Annotated in this window: 23 protein-coding genes; 13 read left to right on the top strand and 10 right to left on the bottom strand. The window is 70.7% G+C overall.

All coding sequences use genetic code 11. From position 1 onward, the window contains the following. Positions 1–288: 288 nt before the first annotated feature. Positions 289–1641, bottom strand: coding sequence for an NAD(P)/FAD-dependent oxidoreductase (locus AB0A65_RS20025; protein ID WP_359953174.1), 1353 nt, complete (start codon positions 1639–1641; stop codon positions 289–291). Between the two features lie 162 nt (positions 1642–1803). Between AB0A65_RS20025 and AB0A65_RS20020 the strand changes: the two genes are divergently transcribed. From AB0A65_RS20020 to AB0A65_RS20005, 4 genes are read left to right on the top strand one after another with little or no spacing between them, the layout of a single operon-like run. Next, entirely contained in the window at positions 1804–2625 is an 822-nt protein-coding gene (locus AB0A65_RS20020) for an ATP-binding cassette domain-containing protein (protein WP_359953173.1), read from the top strand. Next, positions 2626–3312, top strand: a complete 687-nt coding sequence (locus tag AB0A65_RS20015; protein ID WP_359953172.1) for an ABC transporter permease — start codon at positions 2626–2628, stop codon at positions 3310–3312. Continuing rightward, complete coding sequence (locus tag AB0A65_RS20010; RefSeq protein WP_359953171.1) at positions 3309–4013, top strand: ABC transporter permease subunit; 705 nt, start codon at positions 3309–3311, stop codon at positions 4011–4013. The genes AB0A65_RS20015 and AB0A65_RS20010 overlap by 4 nt, the downstream gene beginning before the upstream one ends. A gap of 47 nt (positions 4014–4060) precedes the next feature. Beyond that, positions 4061–4975, top strand: a complete 915-nt coding sequence (locus AB0A65_RS20005) for an ABC transporter substrate-binding protein (protein WP_359953170.1) — start codon at positions 4061–4063, stop codon at positions 4973–4975. 42 nt (positions 4976–5017) lie between these two features. On the opposite strand, the gene AB0A65_RS20000 is transcribed toward AB0A65_RS20005, so the two are convergent. Further along, positions 5018–5521, bottom strand: coding sequence for an NADAR family protein (locus AB0A65_RS20000; protein ID WP_359953169.1), 504 nt, complete (start codon positions 5519–5521; stop codon positions 5018–5020). Positions 5522–5598: 77 nt separating this feature from the next. Here AB0A65_RS20000 and AB0A65_RS19995 point away from each other — a divergent pair, with 77 nt between their 5' ends. Then, positions 5599–6246: a helix-turn-helix domain-containing protein gene (locus AB0A65_RS19995; protein WP_359953168.1), complete on the top strand. Its 648-nt coding sequence runs from the start codon at positions 5599–5601 to the stop codon at positions 6244–6246. Here the strand turns inward: AB0A65_RS19995 and AB0A65_RS19990 are convergent. Next, positions 6243–6908: a DsbA family oxidoreductase gene (locus AB0A65_RS19990; RefSeq protein WP_359953167.1), complete on the bottom strand. Its 666-nt coding sequence runs from the start codon at positions 6906–6908 to the stop codon at positions 6243–6245. The two genes, AB0A65_RS19995 and AB0A65_RS19990, sit on opposite strands and share 4 nt — an antisense overlap. After that, positions 6908–7069 (bottom strand): hypothetical protein, encoded by a 162-nt coding sequence (locus tag AB0A65_RS19985; RefSeq protein WP_359953166.1) that lies wholly within the window; start codon positions 7067–7069, stop codon positions 6908–6910. The genes AB0A65_RS19990 and AB0A65_RS19985 overlap by 1 nt, the downstream gene beginning before the upstream one ends. A 119-nt stretch (positions 7070–7188) precedes the next feature. Between AB0A65_RS19985 and AB0A65_RS19980 the strand changes: the two genes are divergently transcribed. From AB0A65_RS19980 to AB0A65_RS19955, 6 genes are all read left to right on the top strand, one after another. Further along, on the top strand, positions 7189–8865 hold the full coding sequence (locus AB0A65_RS19980) for a DUF885 domain-containing protein (protein ID WP_359953165.1): 1677 nt from the start codon (positions 7189–7191) through the stop codon (positions 8863–8865). Between the two features lie 377 nt (positions 8866–9242). Further along, positions 9243–10748: an aspartate aminotransferase family protein gene (locus AB0A65_RS19975; RefSeq protein WP_359953164.1), complete on the top strand. Its 1506-nt coding sequence runs from the start codon at positions 9243–9245 to the stop codon at positions 10746–10748. Beyond that, the gene (locus tag AB0A65_RS19970) at positions 10745–12019 is read left to right on the top strand and encodes a lysine N(6)-hydroxylase/L-ornithine N(5)-oxygenase family protein (RefSeq protein ID WP_359953163.1); all 1275 of its coding nucleotides are present in this window, start codon (positions 10745–10747) and stop codon (positions 12017–12019) included. Before AB0A65_RS19975 ends, AB0A65_RS19970 begins: the two co-directional genes overlap by 4 nt. Further along, on the top strand, positions 12016–12603 hold the full coding sequence (locus tag AB0A65_RS19965; protein WP_359953161.1) for a GNAT family N-acetyltransferase: 588 nt from the start codon (positions 12016–12018) through the stop codon (positions 12601–12603). The genes AB0A65_RS19970 and AB0A65_RS19965 overlap by 4 nt, the downstream gene beginning before the upstream one ends. Continuing rightward, the gene (locus tag AB0A65_RS19960; RefSeq protein WP_359953159.1) at positions 12600–14360 is read left to right on the top strand and encodes an IucA/IucC family siderophore biosynthesis protein; all 1761 of its coding nucleotides are present in this window, start codon (positions 12600–12602) and stop codon (positions 14358–14360) included. The genes AB0A65_RS19965 and AB0A65_RS19960 overlap by 4 nt, the downstream gene beginning before the upstream one ends. Before the next feature lie 81 nt (positions 14361–14441). After that, positions 14442–15209, top strand: a complete 768-nt coding sequence (locus AB0A65_RS19955) for an SDR family oxidoreductase (RefSeq protein WP_359953158.1) — start codon at positions 14442–14444, stop codon at positions 15207–15209. On the opposite strand, the gene AB0A65_RS19950 is transcribed toward AB0A65_RS19955, so the two are convergent. Further along, the gene (locus AB0A65_RS19950) at positions 15206–16477 is read right to left on the bottom strand and encodes an MFS transporter (RefSeq protein WP_359953156.1); all 1272 of its coding nucleotides are present in this window, start codon (positions 16475–16477) and stop codon (positions 15206–15208) included. The genes AB0A65_RS19955 and AB0A65_RS19950 overlap by 4 nt on opposite strands. A 53-nt stretch (positions 16478–16530) precedes the next feature. Continuing rightward, complete coding sequence (locus tag AB0A65_RS19945; RefSeq protein ID WP_359953155.1) at positions 16531–17841, bottom strand: aminotransferase class I/II-fold pyridoxal phosphate-dependent enzyme; 1311 nt, start codon at positions 17839–17841, stop codon at positions 16531–16533. Positions 17842–17889: 48 nt separating this feature from the next. Here AB0A65_RS19945 and AB0A65_RS19940 point away from each other — a divergent pair, with 48 nt between their 5' ends. Further along, the gene (locus AB0A65_RS19940) at positions 17890–18507 is read left to right on the top strand and encodes a pyridoxamine 5'-phosphate oxidase family protein (protein ID WP_359953153.1); all 618 of its coding nucleotides are present in this window, start codon (positions 17890–17892) and stop codon (positions 18505–18507) included. Positions 18508–18671: 164 nt separating this feature from the next. On the opposite strand, the gene AB0A65_RS19935 is transcribed toward AB0A65_RS19940, so the two are convergent. Further along, positions 18672–19550, bottom strand: a complete 879-nt coding sequence (locus AB0A65_RS19935; RefSeq protein ID WP_359953151.1) for a ThuA domain-containing protein — start codon at positions 19548–19550, stop codon at positions 18672–18674. A 30-nt stretch (positions 19551–19580) separates the two neighbouring features. Then, positions 19581–19760 carry an Arc family DNA-binding protein gene (locus AB0A65_RS19930; RefSeq protein WP_359953149.1) on the bottom strand — a complete coding sequence of 60 codons (180 nt, stop codon included), beginning with the start codon at positions 19758–19760 and terminating at the stop codon, positions 19581–19583. Positions 19761–19790: 30 nt separating this feature from the next. Here AB0A65_RS19930 and AB0A65_RS19925 point away from each other — a divergent pair, with 30 nt between their 5' ends. After that, positions 19791–20993, top strand: a complete 1203-nt coding sequence (locus tag AB0A65_RS19925; protein ID WP_359953147.1) for a transposase — start codon at positions 19791–19793, stop codon at positions 20991–20993. A gap of 72 nt (positions 20994–21065) precedes the next feature. Here AB0A65_RS19925 and AB0A65_RS19920 read toward each other — a convergent pair whose 3' ends face one another. Together AB0A65_RS19920 and AB0A65_RS19915 are read right to left on the bottom strand one after the other, a co-directional pair. Next, the gene (locus AB0A65_RS19920) at positions 21066–21965 is read right to left on the bottom strand and encodes a M23 family metallopeptidase (RefSeq protein WP_359953145.1); all 900 of its coding nucleotides are present in this window, start codon (positions 21963–21965) and stop codon (positions 21066–21068) included. A 117-nt stretch (positions 21966–22082) separates the two neighbouring features. Then, positions 22083–22880: an ABC transporter permease gene (locus AB0A65_RS19915; protein WP_359953143.1), complete on the bottom strand. Its 798-nt coding sequence runs from the start codon at positions 22878–22880 to the stop codon at positions 22083–22085. Positions 22881–22884: the final 4 nt, after the last annotated feature.

Genomic DNA, 22884 nt, shown 5'->3' with positions numbered 1-22884 from the left:
GCCGTCGGGGTCGTTTGCTCAGTGCGCCATTGCAACTGAAACATGCGGACCTTCAATGATGGCAGAGGCGAATGCAATGCGCAGGTAAGGATCTACTTACTTCGATGCATAATGATCTTGAGACCGAGTTTCCGGGCATTGCCGAGATTCCTTGCGCGGCAATGGATTTCATCGCCACAGGCGGGTTGATCCGGTTATGGAATTTGTATTTATACAAGTAAATATGTAGGGTCGCCACAATGCCGGAAATGCCGATCCGCGGAGTCGGATACCTGACAGATATCGCGATCAGAGGCGGGAGAGGGCGTCTTCTACTGCTCGGTGGAACGTCGGGTAGGCGTAGATCATTTGGCGGAGGCGGGTGATCGGGGTGTGTTCGTGGACGGCGAGGGTGAGCATGGAGAGGACTTCGCCGCCCGTGGGGCCTGCGGAGGTGGCGCCGACGAGGATGCCGCGGTCGGTGTCGGCGACGAGTTTGATGAAGCCTTCGTTGCCGGTCTTGTGGATCCAGCCGCGGGAGGAGGACGGGATCTCGGACACGGAGGTCGCCACCTGGATGCCCTGGTCCCGGGCCTGCTTCTCGGTGAGGCCGACGGCGCCGACTTCGGGGTCGGTGAAGGTCACGCGCGGGACGGCGTGGTACTCGGCGCCGGGGTTGTCGTTGCCGAGGATGTGGTCGGTGGCGATCTTGGCCTGGTACATGGACATGTGGGTGAAGGCGCCCTTGCCGGCGATGTCGCCGATCGCGTAGACGCCTTCGGCGACCTGCATGTGGACGTCGGGAGACAGTGAACGGCCCGTCGCGTCGACCCCGACGGAGTCGAGTCCGAGGCCGCCGATGTTGGGCTTCCTGCCGGTGGCGACCAGGAGGCGGTCGGCCTCCACGGTCACGGTGCCCGCCTTGACGGCGAAGCGGCCGTCGTCGTGGGCGACGTGTTCGACGGCGGCGCCGGTGTGGAGGGCGATGCCCTCGGTGCGGAAGACGCCCGCGACGAGGTCGCCGGACTCGGGTTCTTCGAGGGCGAGGAGGCGGTCGGCGGCCTCGAAGACGGTGACCTGGGTGCCGAAGCGGGAGAACGCCTGGGCCATTTCGAGTCCGATGGCGCCGCCGCCGAGGACGATCAGCGAGTGGGGGGCCTCGGTGGCGGCGACGGCGTCGCGGTTGGTCCAGTAGGGGGTGTCGGCGAGGCCGGGGATCGGGGGGACGGCCGGTTCGGTGCCGGTGTTCAGAATGACCGCCTTGGCGACGGCGAAGTCCTGGTCGCCGACGCGCACGGCGCCGGGCCCGGTGATGACGGCCTCGCCGCGGACGAGGCGGCCGCCGGCGTCGGTGAAGCGGTCGGCGGCGACCTGGTCGTTCCAGTCGTCGGTGGCCTCGCCGCGGATGCGGGCGGCGACAGGGGCGAAGTCGGGGGTGACGTCGGCGGTGCCGGAGAGGGCGGGGACGCGGCGGGCCTCGGCGAGGGCGTCGGAGCCGCGGACCATCATCTTGGTGGGGATGCAGCCGTAGTAGGGGCATTCGCCGCCGACGAGGCGGCGCTCGACGCCGACCACGGTGAGTCCGGCGCGGGCCAGCGTCGCCGCGGCCGATTCGCCTCCGGGGCCCATGCCGACGACGACCACGTCCACTTGCTCCGCCATGTCCGGCTCCTCTCCGTTCGTTTGCGCCCCACCATACCGGCGCGGGCGGGCGGCGTACCCGAGTCGAACACTCTGTTTCGGAAAACGTAAGCGCGGAGGAAGCGTAGGGCTGGTGCAAATCGGGTAGTGTCGCGTGAGCGCCCGGACCCTAGGAGGAGCCCGATGATCGAGTTCCGCAACGTCACCAAGCGATTCCCCGACGGGACGGTCGCCGTCGACTCGTTCGACCTGGTGATCCCGTCGCGGAAGACCACGGTGTTCGTGGGCTCTTCGGGCTGCGGGAAGACGACGCTGCTGCGGATGATCAACCGGATGGTCGAGCCGACCTCCGGGACGGTCGAGATCGACGGCGAGAACGTCGCCGACAAGAAGGCCGTCGCGCTGCGGCGGAGCATCGGCTACGTCATGCAGAACAGCGGCCTCATGCCGCATTTCACCGTCGCCGAGAACATCGCCACCGTGCCGCGCCTGACCGGCGGGACGAGGCGGGCCGCGCGGGCCAGGGCCCTCGAACTCATGGACACGGTCGGGCTCGACGCCTCGATGGCCGACCGGTACCCGAGCCAGCTCTCGGGCGGGCAGCAGCAGCGCGTGGGCGTCGCCCGCGGGCTCGCCGCGGACCCGAACATCCTGCTCATGGACGAGCCGTTCGGCGCGGTCGACCCGATCGTGCGCGCGGAGCTCCAGACGGAGCTGATCCGGTTGCAGCAGGAGCTCGACAAGACCGTGGTGTTCGTGACGCACGACATCGACGAGGCGTTCCTCCTGGGCGACCAGGTCGCGATCCTCGCCGCGGGCGCGGAGCGCCTCCAGGTCGGCAGCCCCAGCGAGATCACCGAGAACCCCGCGGACGAGTTCGTGGCGGCGTTCATCGGCGCCGAGCGCGGCAAGCGGGCGCTGCGGGTGAAGCAGACCCCGCACGGCCCGGTGCTCGTGGACGCCGAGGGCCGCACGCAGGGCGTGCTCGTCGAAGGCGGGGCCTGAATGGACTGGGTGTCCGACAACCTCGACCTGATCGGCACCCTGACGCTCGACCACCTGCGGCAGAGCGTCATCGCCATCGTCGCCGGGTTCCTCCTGTCCCTGCCCCTGGGGTGGGTGGCGTGGCGGTACCGGCTCCTGCGCGGGTGGGTCATCACCGTGACCGGCCTGCTGTACACGATCCCGTCGCTGGCGCTGCTGATGATCCTGCCGGTCATCGCCGGTTATCCGGCGACGAGCGAGACGAACCTGGTGATCGCGCTGACTATCTACGCCATCGCGATCATGGTCCGGGCCGTCACCGACGGCCTCGACTCGGTCGACCCCGCGGTGCGCCGCGCGGCCACCGCCGTCGGGTACGGCGACGGGCGCCGGTTCTGGGCCGTGGACCTGCCGCTCGCCGGGCCCGTGATCCTCGCGGGCCTGCGGGTCACCGCGGTCAGCACGATCTCGCTGGCGACCGTGGGCATCCTCGTGGGCGTCACGAACCTCGGCTACCTGTTCACCAACGGCCTCCAGCGGCGCATCATCCCCGAGGTGCTGGCCGGGATCGTCGCGGTCGCGCTCATCGCGCTGCTCGTGGACCTCCTGCTCATGCTCGCCGGGCGCTCGCTGATGCCGTGGGCCCGGAGCAAGGCCCCGGCCAAGCGGAAGCCCGCCGCGGAGCCCGCAGTGGAGGCCGCCGCGTGAACCTCCTCTCCGAAGCCTTCGCGTGGCTCACCGACCCCGAGCAGTGGACCGGGCCGAACGCCCTGCAGCACCTGCTCCTCCAGCAGCTGTACTTCACCGCGATCGCCGTCGGCATCGCCGCGGTCATCGCCGTGCCGCTCGGCTGGGCCATCGGCCACACCGGGAAGGGACGCGAGGTCGCCGTGGCGTTCGCGGGCGCCGCGCGCGCCGTCCCGTCGTTCGGCCTGCTGGTGCTGCTCGTGCTCCTGTTCGGCGTGCTCCACAAGCCCGAAGCGGCCGTCGTGACGTTCGTGATCCTCGCGATCCCGCCGCTGCTCGCCGGCGCGTACGCGGGGTTCGAGGCCATCGACCGGCGCACCGTCGACGCCGCGCGCGCCGTCGGCATGACCGGGGCGCAGATCCTGTGGCGCGTGGAGGTCCCGCTCGGGCTGCCGCTGCTCGTCGGCGGGTTCCGCTCCGCGGTGCTGCAAGTGGTCGCCACCGTGACGATCGCGGCGTACGTCAACCTCGGCGGCCTGGGCCTGCCGATCATCACCGGCCTGAGCCTGCGCCGGTACGAGGTCGTGCTCGGCGGCGCCGTCCTCGTCGCCGTCCTCGCGCTCGTCCTCGACGCGCTCCTGGCCCTCGCCCAGCGGGCCGCCGTCCCCCACGGCGTGCTCGCCGCCCAGGGCCACGAACCCGTGCGGCGCACCGAATCCTGACCCGAAACCCACCACCCGAGCCAGACCCATCAGTGGAAGGAAGACCCATGTTCAAGATGCGGGGCATACGCACTGGACTCGCCGCCGCGGCGGTCCTCGGCACCGCGATCGCGATGACCGGCTGCTCCTCCGAGGACCCGCTCGGCGAGAACGAGTCGACCGGCGAGTCCGCGGACGGCGCCATCGTCATCGGATCACAGGCGTACTACTCCAACGAGATCGTCGCCGAGATCTACGCCCAGGCCCTCGAAGGCGCCGGGCAGGAGGTCGAGCGCCGCTTCAGCATCGGCCAGCGCGACGCCTACATCCCGGAGCTGGAGAGCGGCGCGATCACGCTGTTCCCCGAGTACACCGGGAACCTCCTCCAGTTCTTCGACGCCGAGACCGAGGCCCGCTCCCCCGAGGACGTCTACACCGCGCTCCAGGGCGCCCTGCCCGAGGGCCTCACGGTGCTGGACCAGTCGACCGCGAGCGACCAGGACTCGTACACCGTGACGAAGGCGTTCGCCGACGAGAACGGGCTCGCGTCGATCGCGGACCTCGCGGGCGTCTCCGACACGCTGACGCTCGGCGGCCCGCCGGAGCTCGCCGAGCGCCCGTACGGGCCGACCGGACTCGAAGAGGTCTACGGCGTGCAGGTCGAGTTCTCCGCGACCGGCGACACCACCGTCGAGGACCTGGTGGCCGGGACCGTGAACGTGGCGAACGTGTTCACCGCGGACCCGCGCATCCAGACCGACGACCTCGTGGTCCTGGAGGACCCGGAGTCGCTGTTCCTGGCGTCGAACGTGGTCCCGCTGGTGAGCGAGGACGTCGCCGACGAGGTGTCCGAGGTGATCAACGCGGTGAGCGCCGCGCTCACCCCGGAGGGCCTGGTCGGGCTGAACGTGCAGAGCACGGTCGACCAGATGTCGACCCCCGACATCGCGAAGCAGTGGCTCGCCGACAACGGGTTGAGCTAGGACGCAAGGGGAAAGGCCGGTCGCGATGCGACCGGCCTTTTCTCATGCGGTGAGCCGCGCGCGGGCCTCCATGAGGGCCTCGCCGAGGAGGTTCAGGCCGCGCCACGAGCGCGGGTCGGCGGCGCGGGGGTCGTCGCCGGCGAGGCCGATGCCCCAGATCCGGTCCTTGGGGCTCGCCTCGACGAGGACGCGGTTCCCGGTCGAGCGGAGGTAGTCGAGGAGTTCCGGGTTCTGACCGAACTTGAGCACGCTGCCGCGCACGACGATTCCGAAGCGCTCGGCCTCCCACACGTCCTGGGTGAAGCCGCGGACCTGGCGGCCGAGCTTCTGGGCCTGCGCCGGGTGGCCGGAGTCGAGGATCTTGTCGGCGGCCTCGGTGTCGCCGAACAGCCATGCCTTGTGGGCCATCATGTAGTGCTCGGCGGTGCCGTACCGGTGGCCGTCGTCGGTGAACACCGAAGGCCACCACTGACTCAGGCAGCCCCGGCCGGGGCTGCCGTCGCGCTCGGGTCTCTCGTTCCAGAAGCAGAGGTACTTGACGGACATCGGGCCAGCTTCGCACGGGCGCGGGCCGCGCGCAACGCGGTAAAGTTGAGGTCGGTGTCAAGATGAGGAGGGCGGCCGTGGGCGAGGCGCGGACGGTGCGGGCGGACGCCCGCCGCAACATCGAGAAGCTGCTGTGCGCCGCCGCCGAGGTCTTCGGGGAGCGCGGCCTGCACGCGCCGCTCGACGCGATCGCGCAGCGCGCGGGCGTGAGCACCGGGACGATCTACCACCGGTTCGGCAGCCGCGAGGGCCTCATCGACGCCGTGGTCCCCCAGTACGCGGAGGAGCGGCTCGACACCGCCGCGGGGCGGGCACTGGCGTGCGCGGACCCGTGGGAGGGGTTCGCGCAGTACGTGGAGCGGGTGTGCGAGCTCCAGGTGCAGAACCTGGCGTTGAACGACGTGATCTCGCGGAACCACCCGGGGACGCCGAAGCTCGCGGAGGTCTGCCACCGGTCGCAGGAGCAGGCGCGGCGGATCGCGGAGCGGGCGCAGGCCGACGGGTCGCTGCGGGCGGACTTCGCCGCGGAGGACCTGCTGTTCGTGTTCTGGTCCAACGCGATGCTGGTGCGGTTCACCAGCGGCGCGGCGCCTGACGCGTGGCGGCGGAGCCTGGCGTTCACGCTCGACGGGCTCAGGTCGGAGGGGGCGCGGCCGCTACCGACCGCGGCCCTGACGCCCGAGCAGGTCGAGCGGGTCATGGAGGGCCGCGGCCGGGCGGCTTAGCGGTTGTCCCAGGCGGTGTCGAGGGCCTGGAGGAACGCCTCGACGGGCTGGGCGCCGGAGACGCCGTACTTGCCGTCGATCACAAAGAACGGGACGCCGGTGACGCGCAGCTCGCGGGCCTGGCGGATGTCCGCGTCGACGGCGTCGTCGTAGTCGCCGTTCTTGAGCGCGGTCAGCGCCGCGGCGCGGTCCAGGCCGGTGTCGGCGGCGAGGTCGGCGAGCACGTCGTGGTCGGCGACGTTGAGGCCGTCGGTGAAGAACGCCTTGAACAGGCGGTGCACCAGGTCGGTCTGGCTGCCGTGCTCGGCGGCGAAGTGGGAGAGCCGGTGGGCGTCGCGGGTGTTGACCGCGAGGGCCCTGTCGAAGCGGTAGTCGAGGCCGAGGGCCTTGCCGCGCTCGGCGACCTGCGCGTTCATGGCCGCGGCCTGCTCGCGCGGGAAGCCCTTCTCCTTCTCCAGGATGTCGAGGACGTTCGCGGGCTTGTCGCTCGGCAGTTCCGGCATGAGCTGGAACGCGTGGTAGCGGGTGACGGTCTCGTGGGGGAAGCGTTCGAGGGCCTGGCCCAGGAGCGCGTCGCCCATGTAGCAGAAGGGGCACATGACGTCGGACCAGACGTCGATCGAGATGGGGGCGGCGCCGCGGCCGAAGACCTCGCCGGCCATCACTCGCACACTCCGTCCGCGCCGCACACGCCGTACGACTCGTCGGAGGTCACGAGCAGGAGCGGTGCCTTGAGCGCGGCCGGCCGCCGCGGCTCGGGCGCGTCGGTCTCGGGAGCCTCGGGCTCCTCCGTCGCCGTTGCGTTCTCATAAGTTGACGCCATAGTCAAAAACGGTACCGCAACTTGAGGCCGCCGCCAAGTTAGCCGGTCCCGGAACACTTGCTTGCCGGGCGGCTAGCGGGGGCAGTAGGGTCGGTTCACCTCGAACCGGAAGGATGCACGTGGGCGATCCGCAGCTCGCTGCGCTGGCGCAGCGGTACTTCGACTTTCATCTGGCCGACAACCCCATGTCGGCGAGCTTCTACGGGATTCCCGGCTACGACCACCTGCTGGGCGACCCGAGCCGGGACGGCGACGCGTCGCGCCTCGCCCACCACGCGGAGGTCCGCGAGGGCCTCGCCGCGATCGACGCGGCGTCCCTGGAGGGCCAGGACCGGATCACGCACTCGATGCTCGGGCGGCTCGTGGACGACCAGTCCGCGGTCATCGAAGCGCGCCTCGGCGAGGTCGCGCTCAGCAACACCATCAGCGGGCCGGTCACCTCCATGCTGTCCTCGCTGCCGCGCCAGAGCCTCGACACCGAGCAGCGCAGCCGCGACTACCTCGTCAGGCTCGGAAAGCTCGGCGACCACTTCGACACCGTGCTGGACCGGTACCGGCAGGCCGGGGCCGAAGGGCGGCACCAGACCCGGAGCGGCGTACTCGGGGTCATCGAGCAGGTGGGCGACTACCTTGCGACCGATATAGAACGGGACGTCCTCGCGGCGCCGGCGCCGTCCGGAGTGGACGCCGACCAGTGGCGGGCCGAGGCCCGGGCGCTCGTCGCGGAGCGGGTCCGGCCCGCGCTCGCGCGGTGGCGCGAGGCCCTGGAATCCGAGTTCCTGCCGGTCGCCCGCGGCGACGAGGCGGTCGGCGTGTGCAACGTGCCCGGGGGCCTGGAGGGGTACGCGGCGGCGTCGCGGCAGTTCACCACCACCGACCTCGACCCCGAAGCGGTGCACCGGATCGGGCTAGAAGAGGTCGAGCGGAACCGGGCCGAGTTCGCCGAGATCGGGGCCCGCGAGCTGGGCACCGGGGACGTCGCCGAGGTCGTGGACCGGCTGCGGAACGACGCCTCGCTGCGGTACGAGACGGCCGAGGAGATCGTGGCGGACGTGACCGGGGCGCTGCGCCGGGCCGAGGCCGCGCTCCCGGCGGCGTTCCTGGAGTACGACTTCGCGCCGTGCTCGGTCGAGGAGATCCCCGAGCACGCGGCCAAGGGCTCGACCCTCGCGTACTACACCGTCCCGGCCTCCGACGGGTCGCGGCCGGGCACGCACTGGGTGAACACCTATGCGCCGCAGACGAGGTCGCACTACGAGTACGAGGCGCTCGCGTTCCACGAGAGCGTCCCCGGGCACCATCTCCAGTTCGCGCTGGGCCAGACCCTCAAGGACCTGCCGCAGTTCCGGCAGTTCGGGTACGTGACGGCGTTCGGCGAGGGCTGGGGCCTGTACACCGAGCGGCTGTGCGACGAGATCGGGCTCTACAGCGGCGATCTGGCGCGGCTCGGGATGGTCTCGTTCGACGCGTGGCGGGCCTGCCGGCTCGTGGTGGACACCGGGATGCACGCGTTCGGATGGTCGCGGGAGCGGGCCGTGCAGTACATGCGCGACAACACCGCCCTGTCCGAAGTGAACATCGCCAACGAGGTCGACCGGTACATCGCCTGGCCCGGCCAGGCCCTCGCGTACATGATCGGCCGCAGGCACATCCAGAGCCTGCGCGCCAAGGCGCAGCAGGAGCTGGGGGCCGGGTTCGACCTGCGGCACTTCCACGACCGCATCCTGAGCAGCGGGTCGATCCCGCTGGAGACGATGACGGGCGTCGTGGACGCGTGGATCGCGGAGGCCCGGTAGGCCGGGTCCCCCGACCGCTGTCGGATCGCTGACAGACAGCGACCGGACGGTCCTAGATGATGTGAACGCGGCGGCGACTCCCCCCGGGCGCCGCCGCGACATTATTTCACCGCCGCCGGACGGGCGGCGGATCTACTGCGGCGCAGCATGTCCCGTCACTCCATAATGGAGGTAAGACGGCGTTGGCCGCAATTTCACGCAAAAGCCGATTAGCGGTCGTTCAGGCGGAGAACCGTGGAGAACATCACCATTCGGGATGAGCCCTTTCGCTCATCGTGAGCTTAGGTTAGCCTAACCTACACGCTCCCCGGGTTCCCATCCGCGTCGTTCCACTACGCCGCCCACCGCACCGTCCCTGCCATGAAAGGTGACCCTCCGTGCTGACAAGCGCCGACCTCCGTCCGGCTCCCGCGCCGCTCGACCGCACCCCTCCCCCGGCCCTCCTCGGCCGCGACACGGCGGCCGCCTACCGCGGCCTCGTCGCCGACGTCGCCGCCCGCCTGGCCGAGCGGTTCGCAACGGTCGAGAAGCCTTGGACCGGAGCCGCACCGGCGGACCTCGCGCCCGCCGTCGCGGCCGTCGACCTCGACCGGCCCCTGGAGTCCTTCGAGGCCGCGTTCGAGGAGGTCGGGGGCCTCTACCTCGACGACGCGGTCTGGTTCCACCACCCGCGCTACCTCGCGCACCTCAACTGCCCCGTCGCGCTCCCGGCCGTCGCCGCCGAGACCGTCCTCGCGGCCGTCAACACCTCCGTGGACACCTGGGACCAGAGCGCCGGGGGCACCCTCATCGAGCAGCGGCTCGTCGAGTGGACCGCGCGGCGCATCGGCTTCGGCGCCGGCGCCGACGGCGTGTTCACCTCCGGTGGGACGCAGTCGAACCTGCACGCGCTGCTCCTCGCCCGCGAGGAGGCCGTGGAGGCCGTGCTCCTCAAGCACCGCGTCGAGTCCGGGACCCCGCTGCGGGGCGTCGAGGTCCTGCCGCGCCTGCGGTTCTTCGCCTCCCCGCACTCGCACTTCTCGGTCGTCAAGGCCGCCAGACTCCTCGGGCTCGGCGAGGAAGCCGTGGTGACCGTGCCCGCCGACGACTGGTTCCGCATGAACCCCGCGGCCCTCGACGCCGCGATCGAGACCTGCCGCGAGCAGGGGAACGTCCCCGCCGCGGTCGTCGCCACCGCCGGGACCACCGACTTCGGGTCCGTCGACCCGCTCGGGCCCGTCGCCGAGATCGCAGCGGCCCACCGGGTCTGGCTCCACGTGGACGCCGCGTACGGGTGCGGACTGCTCGTCTCGCTGGAGCACCGCGCGCTCCTCGACGGCATCGCGCACGCCGATTCCGTGACCGTGGACTACCACAAGTCGTTCTTCCAGCCCGTCAGCTCGTCGGCACTCCTAGTCAAGGACCGGGCCGCACTGCGCCACGTCACGCACCACGCCGACTACCTCAACCCCGCCGAGGGCGCCCTGCCGAACCAGGTCGACAAGAGCCTCCAGACCACGCGCCGCTTCGACGCGCTGAAACTGTGGATGACGCTGCGCACCTTGGGACCCGACGCCCTCGGCGCCATGTTCGACCGCGTCTGCGCGCTCGCGGACGAGACCTGGGACTGGCTCGCCTCCGACCCGCGCTTCGAGGTCGCCGCGCCGCCCTCGCAGCTGTCCACTGTGCTGTTCCGGCTCGCGGGCGCCGACGACGACGGGCACCGCCTCGCCCGCGAGGCCCTCGCGGCCTCCGGTGAGGGCATGGTCGCCGCGACCCGCGTCGAGGGCCGCATCGCCCTCAAGCTCACGCTGCTCAACCCCGAGACGTCCCTTGAGGACGTCGTCCCGGTGCTGGAGGCGCTCGCGCGCCACGGCAAGACCGCGCAGGAGGAGGCCAAGTGACCGTCCGCGACTTCATCGGCATCGGCCTCGGGCCGTTCAACCTCGGCCTGGCCGCGCTCACCGGCCCGCTCGACCTCGACGGGCTGTTCCTGGAGCGCAAGCCCGACGTCGACTGGCACCCCGGGATGCTCATCGAGGGCACCACCATGCAGGTCCCGTTCATGGCGGACCTGGTGACGCTCGCCGACCCGACCTCGCAGTACTCGTTCCTGAACTACCTCAAGGAGACCGGGCGGATCTACCCGTTCTACATCCGCGAGTCGTTCTTCCAGCTGCGCGCCGAGTTCCAGGACTACCTGCGCTGGGCCGCACGGGGCATGGACAACCTGGAGTTCGAGCGGGAGGTCACCGACGTGGCCTGGGAGGACGGCGCCTACGCCGTCACCTCCGAGGGCCCGGGCGGGACGCGCACCGACCTCGCGAAGCGCCTGGTGCTCGGCACCGGGACGCCGCCGTGGGTGCCGCCCGCGTGCCGGGAGCTGGAGTCGGAGACCGTCTGCCACGCGTCGTCCTATCTGGAGAACCGCGAGAAGCTCAAGGGCTGCAAGTCGATCACCGTGGTGGGCTCGGGCCAGAGCGCCGCCGAGATCTACCGGGACCTCCTGGGCGGCATCGAGGAGGGCGGGTACGAGCTGAACTGGGTGACGCGCTCGCCCCGGTTCTTCCCGCTCGAATACACGAAGCTGACGCTGGAGATGACCAGCCCGGAGTACGTGGACTACTTCCACGGGCTGCCCGCGGCGAAGCGCGACGAGCTCAACCAGGCCCACAAGGGACTGTACAAGGGCATCAACGCGGAGCTCATCAACGACATCTTCGACGTGCTGTACGAGAAGAAGTTCACCATGGGCTCGGTGCCCACGCGCCTGTTCACCAATTGCACGGTGGAGAAGGCCGCGGGTTGCGGGAGCGTGAGACTCGGTGTGCGCCAGCACGAGCAGGACCGCAGCTTCGAACTGGTCACCGAGGGCCTGGTGCTCGCCACCGGCTACAGTTACCGCGTTCCGGCCTTCCTCGACCGCGTCCGGGACCGGCTCCGCTTCGACGCGACCGGCCGCCTGGAGCCCCGCCGCGACTACAGCGTCGACAGGGCGGGCGAGGGCGAGGTCTTCGTGCAGAACGCCGAACTCGCGACCCACGGCTTCACCGCCCCCGACCTCGGCATGGCCGCCCACCGCAACTCCTGGATCATCCGGTCGATGACCGGCCGGGAGGTCTACCCCATCGAGCAGCGAATCGGCTTCCAGGAGTTCGGAGCACCGACACCATGATCACCGCGACCGCCCCCAAGTCCTTCTACCACCTGCACCCGAGCCTCGGCGACTTCGGGCTGCGCCCGGTCGACCCGCCGACCGACTCCCCGCTGCTGCACGAATGGGTCACGCACCCGAAGGCCCGCTACTGGATGATGCAGGACGCCTCGGTGGCCGACGTGCTCGCCGAGCACGAGTCCATCCAGGACGACCCGCACCACTTCGCGTACATGGGGCTGTACCACTACCGGGCCCGGTTCCTCGTGGAGGTCTACGACCCGGCGCACTCGGAGCTGGCCGCGGTGTACGACCCGCAGCCGGGCGACATCGGCATGCACGTGCTCACGGCGCCGACGGACAAGCCGATCCCCGGTTTCACGCGCGGCGTCATGACCGCGGTGATGCACCTGCTGTTCGACGGCTTCCGCGCCGCCCGGGTCGTCGTCGAGCCCGACTCCGGCAACGGGGCCATCCACCGGCTCAACGAGTTCGCCGGATTCCGTCCCGAGAGGACGGTGGCGCTCAAGGGCAAGGAGGCCCTGCTGAGCTTCTGCACCCGGATGGACTTCGAGCGGTCCGAAGCCAAAGGAGTGAACGCGTGAGCGCGATCGACCACCTGACCCCGGCCCTGTGGACCCGTGCCACCCGGAACCTGCTGGCCAAGGCCGTGGGCGAGTTCGCCCACGAGCGGCTGCTCGTGCCCGTCAAGGACGGCGAGTCCTACGTGCTCAACGCGGGAGGGGAGCGGTACCGGTTCACCGCGCGGCGGTTCAAGCTCGACCACTGGGTCGTGGACCCGGACTCGCTGGAGCGCACGGATGCGGACGGGACGGTCCTCGAACCGGACGCGGCCGCGTTCTTCCTGGCGTTCAAGGGCGAGCTCGGCCTGAGCGACGCCGTGCTGCCGGTCTACCTCGAAGAGGTCGCCGCCACCGTCAACCGCGGGGCGTTCCAACTCGCGGAGGACCAGCCGACCGCCGCCGCGCTCGTCGGCGCGGGCTTCCAGGCGATCGAGGCGGCCATGACCGGCGGGCACCCGTGCTTCGTGGCCGGGTCGGGGCGGCTCGGGTTCACCTCCGAGGACTACCGGGCCTACGCGCCCGAGGCCGGTGCGGGCGTGCGGCTCATGTGGCTCGCCGCGAAGCGCGAGCACGCGATGTTCGCGGCCTCGCCGGAGCTGGACTTCCAGTGGCTCCTGGACACCCAGGTCGACGCCGACTCCCGCGAGTACTTCGCGTCGGTCCTCACCGACCGCGGACTGTCCTATGAGGACGTGTACCTGATCCCGGTCCACCCGTGGCAGTGGCGCAACAAGATCTCCGTGACGTTCGCGCCCGAGATCGCCGCCGGGCGGCTCATCCCCCTCGGCGAGGGGCACGACGAGTTCCAGGCGCAGCAGTCGATCCGCACGTTCTTCGACCGCACCGAGCCCGGCCGCGACTACGTCAAGACCGCCCTGTCGGTCCTGAACATGGGGTTCATGCGGGGCCTGTCGACCGAGTACATGGAGGTCACGCCCGCGATCTGCGACTGGGTGGCCGACCTCGTCCACGGCGACCCGACCCTGAAGCGCCACGGCGTCACGGTCCTGCGCGAACGCGCCGCCGTGGGCTACCGGCACCCCGCCTACACGGCCGGGGCGCCGAAGGGCTCGCCGTACCGGAAGATGCTCGCGGCCCTGTGGCGCGAGAGCCCGGTCCCCAAGCTGGCCAAGGGGGAGCGCGCCGCCACGATGGCCTCGCTGCTGCACGTGGACGGCGAGGGGAGGCCGTTCGCGTCGGCGCTCATCCGCCGCTCGGGCCTGCGCCCGGCCGACTGGCTGCGCGGGTACCTCGACGCGTACCTGGTGCCGCTCGTCCACTGCCTGTACCGGTACGGGCTGGTGTTCATGCCGCACGGCGAGAACATCATCCTGGTGCTCAAGGACGGCGCCGTGGAGCGGGTGTTCCTCAAGGACATCGGGGAGGAGTGCGCGGTCCTGGAGCCGACCACCGAGGTGCCCGAGGCGATCGGGCGCATCAAGGTCGAGGTCCCGGACGGGGTGCGGGCGCTGTCGATCCTCACCGACGTGGCCGACTGCTTCCTGCGGTTCCTCGCCGGAATCCTGCACGTGGACGGCGTGCTCAGCGAGGACGAGTTCTGGCGGGTCGCCGCCGAGGCGCTCAAGGACTATGAGAAAGCCCACCCCGAGCTGGCCGACGCGTTCAGCCGGTACCCGCTGTTCGAGGACGCGTTCCCGCTCTCGTGCCTGAACCGCTTGCAGCTCAAGAACAACCAGCAGATGGTGAACATCGAGAACCAGGAGGAGTCCCTGATCTACGCGGGCCGCCTCGATAACCCGCTCTCCGCCTGGCGCTGAAGGTGACCGGTCCGACCGGCGGGGCGGCCCCCGCCGGTCGGACGTGGACCGGACGAGACACGGCAGGTCAAAATGAACGGCATGCAACTCAACAGCCCTGTCCTCATCACCGGAGCGAGCCACGGCCTCGGCCAGGCCACGGCCGAGCTCCTGGCCTCCCAAGGCGTCCCGCTGGCATTGTGCGCGAGGAACGCCGCCCCGCTGCACGAGTTCGGGGCGAAGCTGCGCGCCGAGCACGACGTGCAGGTCGCCACCCGCGCGCTCGACGTCAACGACGCGGAGCTGCTGGTCGACTTCGTGCACGAGGCGGGCCGGCGCCTCGGGGACCTCGGCGGGGTCGTCGCGAACGTCGGCGGCGCCCGCGGCCGCAGCCTCACCGACACCGAGCCCGACGACTGGGCCTACACGCTCAACGTCAACGTCGTGAACGCCATGACCGTGCTCAAGGCGGCCCTGCCGCAGCTGCGGCGCCGCGGCGGCGCGGCCGTGCTGGTCTCCTCGATCTCCGGGTCCAAGCCCTCCCCCGGCCTCGCGTACGGCTCCACGAAGGCCGCGCTCAACCACGCCGCGACGATCCTCGGCCGCGAGCTGGGGCCGACGGGCGTGCGCGTCAACGCGGTCGCGCCCGGGTCGATGCTCATCCCCGACCGCAACTGGGACCGGCTGCGCGTGGCCGACCCCGGCCGCTACGAGGCGTTCCTCGACGAGTTCCCCGCGAAGGAGCTGGTGGACCCCAAGGACGTGGCCGAGGTCATCGCGTTCCTCTTGTCGGACAAGGCGAGAGCGGTGAACGGCGCCGTCGTGCCGGTCGACGGCGGCCAGAACGCGCCCAGCGCCTACGGCTACTAGACGGCCTCTTCGGCGGGCTTCGGCCCGGCGAAGCCGCCCATGAGGAACGGGACGACGCACAGCGCGACGACGGCGCAGAAGACGCACAGGATGCCGTAGCCCCAGTACTCGACGATCGGACCCGAGGCGATGCCCGCGCCCATGGCCGCCAGGCCCATGACGAGGTCCGAGAAGCCCTGCGTGGACGGGCGCTGCGCCGGGGTGACCGCGCCGGTGACGAGCGCGGCCGAGCCGACGGTCATCGCCGACCAGCCGAGGCCGAGCAGGACCAGCCCGATGCTGATGCGCACGTGGTCGTCCGCCGGGGCCGAGCCCGCGACGGCGCACGCCGCGACGAGGACCGCGGTGCCGCCCACCAGGACCGGGCGCGAGCCGTGGCGGTCCACGAGGCGCCCGACGACCGGCGCGAGCGCGTACATGCCGCCGATGTGCAGGCCGAGGATGACGCCGACGACGGTGAGGGCCTGGTCGGGGTCGGCCATGCCGTGCCGGATGTGCAGGGCCGTCATCGCCATGACGCCGACCATGACGAAGTGGCCGAGGGCAGCGGCGACGACGCCGGTGCGCACGGCCGGGTTGGCCTTCGCGGTGCGGTACCCGTCGGCGATGGAGCGGCGCGGGGCGTCGGCCTCGCCGCTGATCCTGCGGGCGGTGAGCAGCGGGTCGGGGCGCAGGAACACGCCGATGACGGCGGCCGTGACGACGCACAGGACACCGATCGCGGCCATCGAGCCGACGTACTCGGGGCCGCCGAACCAGTCGGCCCAGGCGCGCTCGGCGAGCCCGGCGACCGAGGGGCCGACGACGGAGCCGAGCGTGGTGGCCCACACGACGATCGCCAGGTGCGAGCCGCGGCGCGCCTCGGGTGCGAGATCGGCTGCGGCGTAGCGGGACTGGAGTCCGGCGAACGAGGCCGAGCCGAGCAGGAAGTAGCCGAGGACGGCCACGACGGCGTTGTCGAGGTGGATCGCCGTGATGATGACGATCGTGCCGAGGACGGCGCACGCGTAGCCGAAGGCGAGGCCGCCGCGGCGCCCGTAGCGCTCGGTGATGCGCACGGCGGGGACCACGACGAGCGCGGAGCCGCCGACGAAGAGGCTCTGGGCGAGGCCCGCGTACGTCGAGGAGTCCGTCATGTCCTCGATGAGGAGGGCGCCGACGGCGATGCCGATGCCCACGGCGAGGCCGCCGAGCACCTGCGTGGCGAAGAGGGTCCGCAGGACCCGCTTCTGGATCTGGGTCGTGTCCGGTGGTGCAGTCGCGGTCACGGGGTGTCCTTTCTGGAGTTGTGCGCGGGCCGCTGAGGTCGGCCCGGTCCCGGTCAGACCGGCGGTGCGGCCGGACCGGAGGCGTAGGCGATCGCGTCGGCGACCGCGGGGGCGGCGTCGGGTTCGAGGCGGGCCGTGCTCACCCGGATGCCCTGGGCGCCATGGAAGGAGAAGCCGCGGCCGGGGGCGACGGCGTACCCGGCGTCGCGCAGGGCGACGACCGCGGCCGTCTCGTCGGCGACGGGCACCCACAGGTTGAGGCCGGAGGTCCCCCACGTCGCGATCCCGCGGGCGGCGAGGGCCTCCCGCAGCGCCGTCTGGCGCTCGGTGTAGACCGCGCCCGCGCGGCGGACCTGGGCGTTCACCCCGTCGTCCGTGAGGGCCGCGATGACGAAGTGCTGGAGGATGCACGAGACCCAGCCGTGGCCGATCGCCATGCGGCCCTGGACGCGGGCCTTGGTCTCGGCGTCGGCGGCGACGAGCGCGGTGCGCAGGTCGGGGCCGTAGGGCTTGGACGCGGAGCGGACGAACATCCACTGCTCGGCGGCGTCGGCGACGAAGTGCAGCGGCGTCGGCGACAGCTCGGCCCAGTGGTCGTCCTCGATGACGAAGACGCCGGGATGGCGGCCGATGACGTCGCGGAGCTGCTGCGCTCGTTCGGCGGAGACCGTTGCGCCCGTGGGGTTCTGGCCCCGGGAGGTGAGGATGAACGCGCGGGCGCCGGAGGCGAGCGCCGCTTCGAGCTCGGCCGCGACCGGGCCCTCGCCGTCGATCGCGACGGGCGTGATCTGGTATCCGGCCGACAGGAGCAGGTCGCGGCCGTTGGCCCAGGTGGGCTCCTCCACGGCGACGGTGTCGCCGGGTTCGAGCCGGGCGGCGAGGCCCCGCTCGAAGGCGTCCAGGGCGCCGGAGGTGACGGTGAGGTCGCCGTGGACGCCGTCGGCCGCGAACCGCTCGCGGGCGAGGTCGAGCAGGTCGGGGCAGGGGCCGCCGTCCCGGTAGTTGCCGTGGGTGATCTCCACGATCGGCTTGAGGGCGCCGAGGTCGGGCAGGAGCGCGGGGTCGGGCTCGCCGGAGACGAGGTCGCGGACCCCGGCGGGGACGGTGAGCGTGCCGACGGGCGTGAACGCGGACCGCTGGCGCACGAAGGTGCCGGCGCGGCCGCCGGTCTCGACCACGCCGCGCTCGCGCAGCCGCCGGTAGGCGGAGGCGACGGTGCCGGGCGCGACGCCGAGGTCGGCGGCGAGTTTGCGGACGGGGGGCAGGGTGCGGCCCGGCGCGAGCTCGCCGGAGCGCACGCCGGCCTCGACGCTGGCGGCGATCTCGGTTGCCGCGGAACCGGTGATCTGATACTGTACCGACATAACTCAAGCATTGTATCAGTACATATTTTCAGATGGGAGCCCCCCTCGATGTCCACCCTCGAATGCCCCTCCGCCGGCCGGTTCGAGCAGACGGAGCGGACGACGCCGAAGCGCTCGCGCGAGCGGGTCACCTACGAGCGGGCCGAGTCCTACCGGGTCCTCGACGAGGCGCTCTTCTGCGACCTCGCGTTCGTCGGCCCCGACGGTGCGCCGCGCATCCTGCCGACGTTCCATGTGCGCGTTGGCGACACGCTCTACGTCCACGGCTCCACCGGCGGCAGCATGGGCCTCGGCGCGCGCGGGCCGTTCCCGGTCACGGTGAGCGCCACCGTGGTCGACGGGCTCGTCTTCTCGAAGTCCTGGTTCCACCACTCGATGAACTACCGCAGCGTCGTCGTGCACGCCGAGGCCCGGCTGGTCGAGGACGAGGACGAGCGATGGAACACGTTCAAGTCCCTCATCGACCGGTTCGCGGAGGGCCGCTCCGAGCGGTCGCGCGAGGCCAGCGAGAAGGAGAACGCGATGTCGGCCCTGCTCGCGATCCCGCTCGAAGAGGTCTCCATCAAGCAGCGCGCAGGCGGCCCCGTCGAGGAGCCCGAGGACGAGGACCTGCCCTTCGACAACGGCGTCGCCAATGTGCGGACCCTTGTGACCGGGCGGTTGTAGACTCCGATCCGCGCGGTGCCGGACGCGGCTCGGCCCCTTGGGCCGTATGGGCGCTCCGGGGGTGTGAGCGGGTCGTGGGAACTTCTTGCTCCGAGCGGTCCGGCACCGTCGCGTGGGACGAGAAAAGGGCGGGCCAGTTGGCCCGCCCTTCTTGCTTGCGGTGCTTACGTTCCGGAGCTCACGGCGCGGTCGGCCTCGGCCTCTTCCTCACGCTGCGTCTCGTCCTTGTCCAGGCGCCACACGGCGATCGAGCCGCCTCCGGCGACCGCGATGACGAAGAACGCGAACGTCCAGGTGTAGGGCCATTCGGGGGCCGCGTCGTCGGAGTTCTGGAGCAGCACGCCCTCTTCGCCCGCGGCCCACCAGATGGCCTGGCGGATCAGCTGGAGGAAGTCGCGGTCGCCCCAGGTCTTGCCCTCGCCGCCCGGAGAGGCGTAGAACGCGCGGTGCTCCTCGGAGCTCCAGGCGACCGGGTCGCCCGAGCCGAGCTGCGCGAGGATCGTCGAATCCGGTTGCACGGGTTCGGGATCGAAGAAGTACCAGCGCTCGTTCAGGGTGAGGTCCTCGTCGAGGCCGTCGGTGATCGGCGAGCCGGAGTTGAACGAGACGTCCTGCTCGGTGGCGGGCTCCTGCGGCGGCGCGAGCGCGGTGGCGCCGATGAGCTCGCCGTAGAAGTTCCAGTCCGGTTCGCTGAGCGCGGCCGAGTTCGTGGCGACGAACCCGCCCCCGCGCGTCATGAACGACTGGAGCGACGCCTCCTGCGCCTGGTCGAGGATGTCGACGCCCGTGTTGACGAACACGACCACGTCGACGTCGTCGCCGAGGTCCTCCAGGTCGGCGGGCTCCCCCTCGGTGAGGGTGAACCCCCACCGCCGCGCCTCCATCTGGAGCCGCTCCACGGCGTAGTCCGCCACGTCCTCGGCCTCGGCCCCGGTCGTCAGCACCAGCACCTGCGGCCCCGACGCGGCGAAGGCGGCCGAAGGGGCGAAGGCGGGCGCGCAGGCCAACACAACGACGATGCACAGTCGCAGGAGGGTTCTCACGTCAACTCCAAGATGCCGGTCCGGTTCGCCTCATAGCGAATCACGGCGGTCCGAGGGATCGGAAGGCAGCTCGGCCTCATTCCTCAGACTGCTCTCCAGACGGTAGACGATCTCGGCGTTGAGCGATCGCCGCGCGGTCTTGGCCTTGTCCGTCAGCCGCGTGTGCACGTCGGACGGCAACCGAAGGGTGAGGCGCGTTTCAGGTTCCATGATCGATGATCATAGTGGTAATCTGGTGTCATGACGACACCATCGTCGAAGCCGGAGACCGGATACGCCCGGTACACCTACAGGCTCCGGGTGTCGTCGACCGCGGAGACGGCTCTGCGCGAGGAGTGGGACCGTTGCCGGTGGGTCTGGAACCAGTGCGTCGCCGATTCCCGTGAAGCGCATCGGGTCGGGAACACCTGCGGACCCGCACAGCTGGACAGGCGCCTCACGGGTTGGCGCTCCGCGCAGCCCTGGCTCGGAAGCGGCGCATCGGTGCCGCAGCAGCAGACCGTCCGCGACTTCGCCGCGTCCCGGGCCAAGGCGATGAAGGACGTCAAGGAGCGGCTCCCGGTCCGGCTCCGAGCGGGCATGCCGCGGTTCAAGAAGCGGGATGTCGCCGCGCCCACGCTCAACTACACGTTGCGCGGCTTCCGGATCAAAGAGGGGCGGCTCAACCTGGCGGGCGGCATCTCGGTGCCCGTCGTGTGGTCGCGGCCGCTGCCTGCGGCGCCGTCGAGCGTGCGCGTCCATCTCGACCGCCTCGGCCACTGGTACGCGTCGTTCGTCGTCCCCTCCAGCACCGAGCCGCTGCCGGCCACCGGAGCGGCGATCGGCATCGACTGGGGCGTGACCGTCACCGCCACGACCACGTCCGACGACCACGATCTGCCGCATGCCGGGCACGGCAAACGGGCGTCCGAGAAACTCGCCCGCTACCAGCGCATGATGGCACGACGGCGTCGGCCGAGGGGGAAGGCGCAGACCCGCGGCTATCTCCGGGCCAGGGAGCAGGCGGCGAAGGCGTTCAAGAAGGTCGCCAGGCAGCGGTCCGACACCGCCCGAAAATGGGCGAAGCGCGTCGTGCGCGACCACGATCGGATCGCGGTGGAGGATTTCCGCCCGAAGTTCATGGCCCGATCCACTCTGGCCGGGAAGGCCGCGGACGGTGCGATCGGTGCCGCCAAGAGCGCGCTCATCGAGATGAGCCGCAAGCACGTCCGGGATCTGCGGCTGGTCCATCCGGCCCACACCACCACGGACTGCTCGCAGTGCGGAGCGAGAGCCAAGCACGCACTTCCACTCTCCCAACGGATCTACGCCTGCACCGCGTGCGGAGCCGTCTCACCGCGAGACAAGAACTCCGCACGCGTGGTGCTGGCCCGGGCAGGTCTCGACCCGGATGGTGTTGATCGCGTCAGACTCGTTCACCCGCAGGGTGATCGAGCAGCGTGAGCCTGAAATCCCCTCCCTCGCGGGAGGGGAGGATTCAAGCGCCCACCTTAGCGGGCTTCATTCAGTGGCGGGTCAGCCGCAATGGCTCCAGCCGCTCGTCCAGGTGGTCGAGCCGACCGAGCCTCCCCATTTGACGCAGGTGTTGGGGGCGGACTTCTTCACCGGCCCCGCGTAGTACGCGAAGCTGCCGGAGTCCTTCGATACCGTGCCCCCTTCGGCCTGGAGGGTGGCGGAGACCGCGGAGGCGGTGCCGACGCTGGTGTACTTCAGGGTCACGACGCAGTTGTAGCCGTTGGAGCTGTTGTACATCAGGAAGATCGCGCCGACCGAGCCGAGCGCGTGCTGGTTGATCTGGGAGTAGCCGGAGCCGCAGACCTCGCCCGGGGTGTACGGGTTGCCGCCGCCGGAGCAGCCGTTGGTCGAGGTGATGGCCTTCTTGGTGCCCTGGGGGACCGAGACGCCCTCGACGACCGGGCTGACGACCGTGCCGCTGGCGTTGCGCTGCTCGTAGTGGAGGTGCGGGGCGTTGGAGCCGCCGGTGGAGCCGACGGTGCCGATGATGGTGCCCTGCGAGACGGACATGGAGGAGCCGGGGGCCTTCACCTGGGTGGCGAGGTGGGCGTAGCGGGTCTGGGTGCCGTCGGAGTGGACGACCTTGACCCAGCGGCCGTAAGAGGTGTTGCCCTCGTTGTAGAAGTAGGCGGTGCCCGCGGCGGTGGCCCGGACGGTCTCGCCGTTGATGGCGTCGGAGCCGTACGTCTGCCAGTCGATGGACTTCGCGGGGTTGTGGGCCGGGGTGCCCAGCCAGTTGTTCGCGTAGAACGTCTTGTTGCAGTTGAACGGGCTCTTGTGGGAGACGGCCTGCGCCGTGAAGTCGTCGGCGTTCGAGACCAGGGTCGGCACAAAGGAGGCTGCGACCGCGGTGAGGAGCGCCGCGACGAGGAGTGCGATTCGTCGGTTTCGGTGTCTCATAAGGGGAACGTACCGAAGATTTCCTTCGTTGTGAAGATCACACATGAAGAAAACTTTCTTACAAATAGGTCAGCCGCGCCCCCGCGGACGGGGACGCGGCCTGCTGCTTGACCACTGCTACTTATACAGAGCCCGTGCAAGTCGGCGCTGCGCGATCCACATCCCGCCCACCGCGAGCGCCATCAGGTACCCGATGTGCACCAGCATCATCGGGCCGAGCTGGCCCAGGCTGATGCCGCGGACCAGCTCGATCCCGTGGTAGAGCGGCATGACGTAGACGACCGGCTGGGCGAACGCCGGGTACGCCTCGACCGGCGTGAACGTGCCGCCGAAGAGGAACATCGCGAACACGACCGCGTTCATCCAGTCGAAGTCGGTCCAGTCGCGGAAGAGCGTCGCGAGCGTCAGGCCGATCCCGGCGAACGCCAGCGCGATGAACACGCACGCGGGGATCGCCAGGAGGGCCCACCAGGAGTCGAGGAGTCCGAAGAGCCCCATGACGACCACGAACGCGCCGATGTAGGTGAAGCCGCGGATGAGGGCCCACCAGACCTCGCCGAGGGCGACGTCCCAGGGGCGCAGCGGGGTGTTGAGGATGCCGTCGTAGACCTTCATCCACTTGAACTTGGCGAACACGTTGATGGAGGTCTCGGCGAGGACGCCCATCATGGCGGCGTTCGCGAGGATCGCGGGTGCGACGTAGGCGGTGTAGGAGACGGTGGTGCCGTTGGGGAGCGTGATGTCCCCGACGAGGGCGCCGACGCCGAATCCGAAGGCGAACAGGAACAGCAGTGATTCGACGGCGCCGGAGAGGACGAGGATCCAGGCGCGGCGCATGGCGACCCAGTTGCGGTTGAGCAGGGCCCCGGAGTTGCGGAGGCCGGCGCGGGCGGCGCCGTAGGCGATGACGGACACGCGG

The sequence above is a fragment of the Glycomyces sp. NPDC047010 genome (assembly GCF_040644205.1).
GTDB lineage: Bacteria > Actinomycetota > Actinomycetes > Mycobacteriales > Micromonosporaceae > Glycomyces.
Note: the sequence above shows the minus strand (reverse complement) of the source record. Positions and strands in the feature narration are given on the sequence as shown.

What these genes read in the sequence shown, in the direction of transcription:
- AB0A65_RS20025 (WP_359953174.1), bottom strand. Translation starts at nt 1,641, where the DNA reads ATGGCGGAGCAAGTGGACGTGGTCGTCGTCGGCATGGGCCCCGGAGGC.
- AB0A65_RS20020 (WP_359953173.1), top strand. Translation starts at nt 1,804, where the DNA reads ATGATCGAGTTCCGCAACGTCACCAAGCGATTCCCCGACGGGACGGTC.
- AB0A65_RS20015 (WP_359953172.1), top strand. Translation starts at nt 2,626, where the DNA reads ATGGACTGGGTGTCCGACAACCTCGACCTGATCGGCACCCTGACGCTC.
- AB0A65_RS20005 (WP_359953170.1), top strand. Translation starts at nt 4,061, where the DNA reads ATGTTCAAGATGCGGGGCATACGCACTGGACTCGCCGCCGCGGCGGTC.
- AB0A65_RS20000 (WP_359953169.1), bottom strand. Translation starts at nt 5,521, where the DNA reads ATGTCCGTCAAGTACCTCTGCTTCTGGAACGAGAGACCCGAGCGCGAC.
- AB0A65_RS19990 (WP_359953167.1), bottom strand. Translation starts at nt 6,908, where the DNA reads ATGGCCGGCGAGGTCTTCGGCCGCGGCGCCGCCCCCATCTCGATCGAC.
- AB0A65_RS19985 (WP_359953166.1), bottom strand. Translation starts at nt 7,069, where the DNA reads ATGGCGTCAACTTATGAGAACGCAACGGCGACGGAGGAGCCCGAGGCT.
- AB0A65_RS19965 (WP_359953161.1), top strand. Translation starts at nt 12,016, where the DNA reads ATGATCACCGCGACCGCCCCCAAGTCCTTCTACCACCTGCACCCGAGC.
- AB0A65_RS19955 (WP_359953158.1), top strand. Translation starts at nt 14,442, where the DNA reads ATGCAACTCAACAGCCCTGTCCTCATCACCGGAGCGAGCCACGGCCTC.
- AB0A65_RS19945 (WP_359953155.1), bottom strand. Translation starts at nt 17,841, where the DNA reads ATGTCGGTACAGTATCAGATCACCGGTTCCGCGGCAACCGAGATCGCC.
- AB0A65_RS19940 (WP_359953153.1), top strand. Translation starts at nt 17,890, where the DNA reads ATGTCCACCCTCGAATGCCCCTCCGCCGGCCGGTTCGAGCAGACGGAG.
- AB0A65_RS19930 (WP_359953149.1), bottom strand. Translation starts at nt 19,760, where the DNA reads ATGGAACCTGAAACGCGCCTCACCCTTCGGTTGCCGTCCGACGTGCAC.
- AB0A65_RS19925 (WP_359953147.1), top strand. Translation starts at nt 19,791, where the DNA reads ATGACGACACCATCGTCGAAGCCGGAGACCGGATACGCCCGGTACACC.
- AB0A65_RS19920 (WP_359953145.1), bottom strand. Translation starts at nt 21,965, where the DNA reads ATGAGACACCGAAACCGACGAATCGCACTCCTCGTCGCGGCGCTCCTC.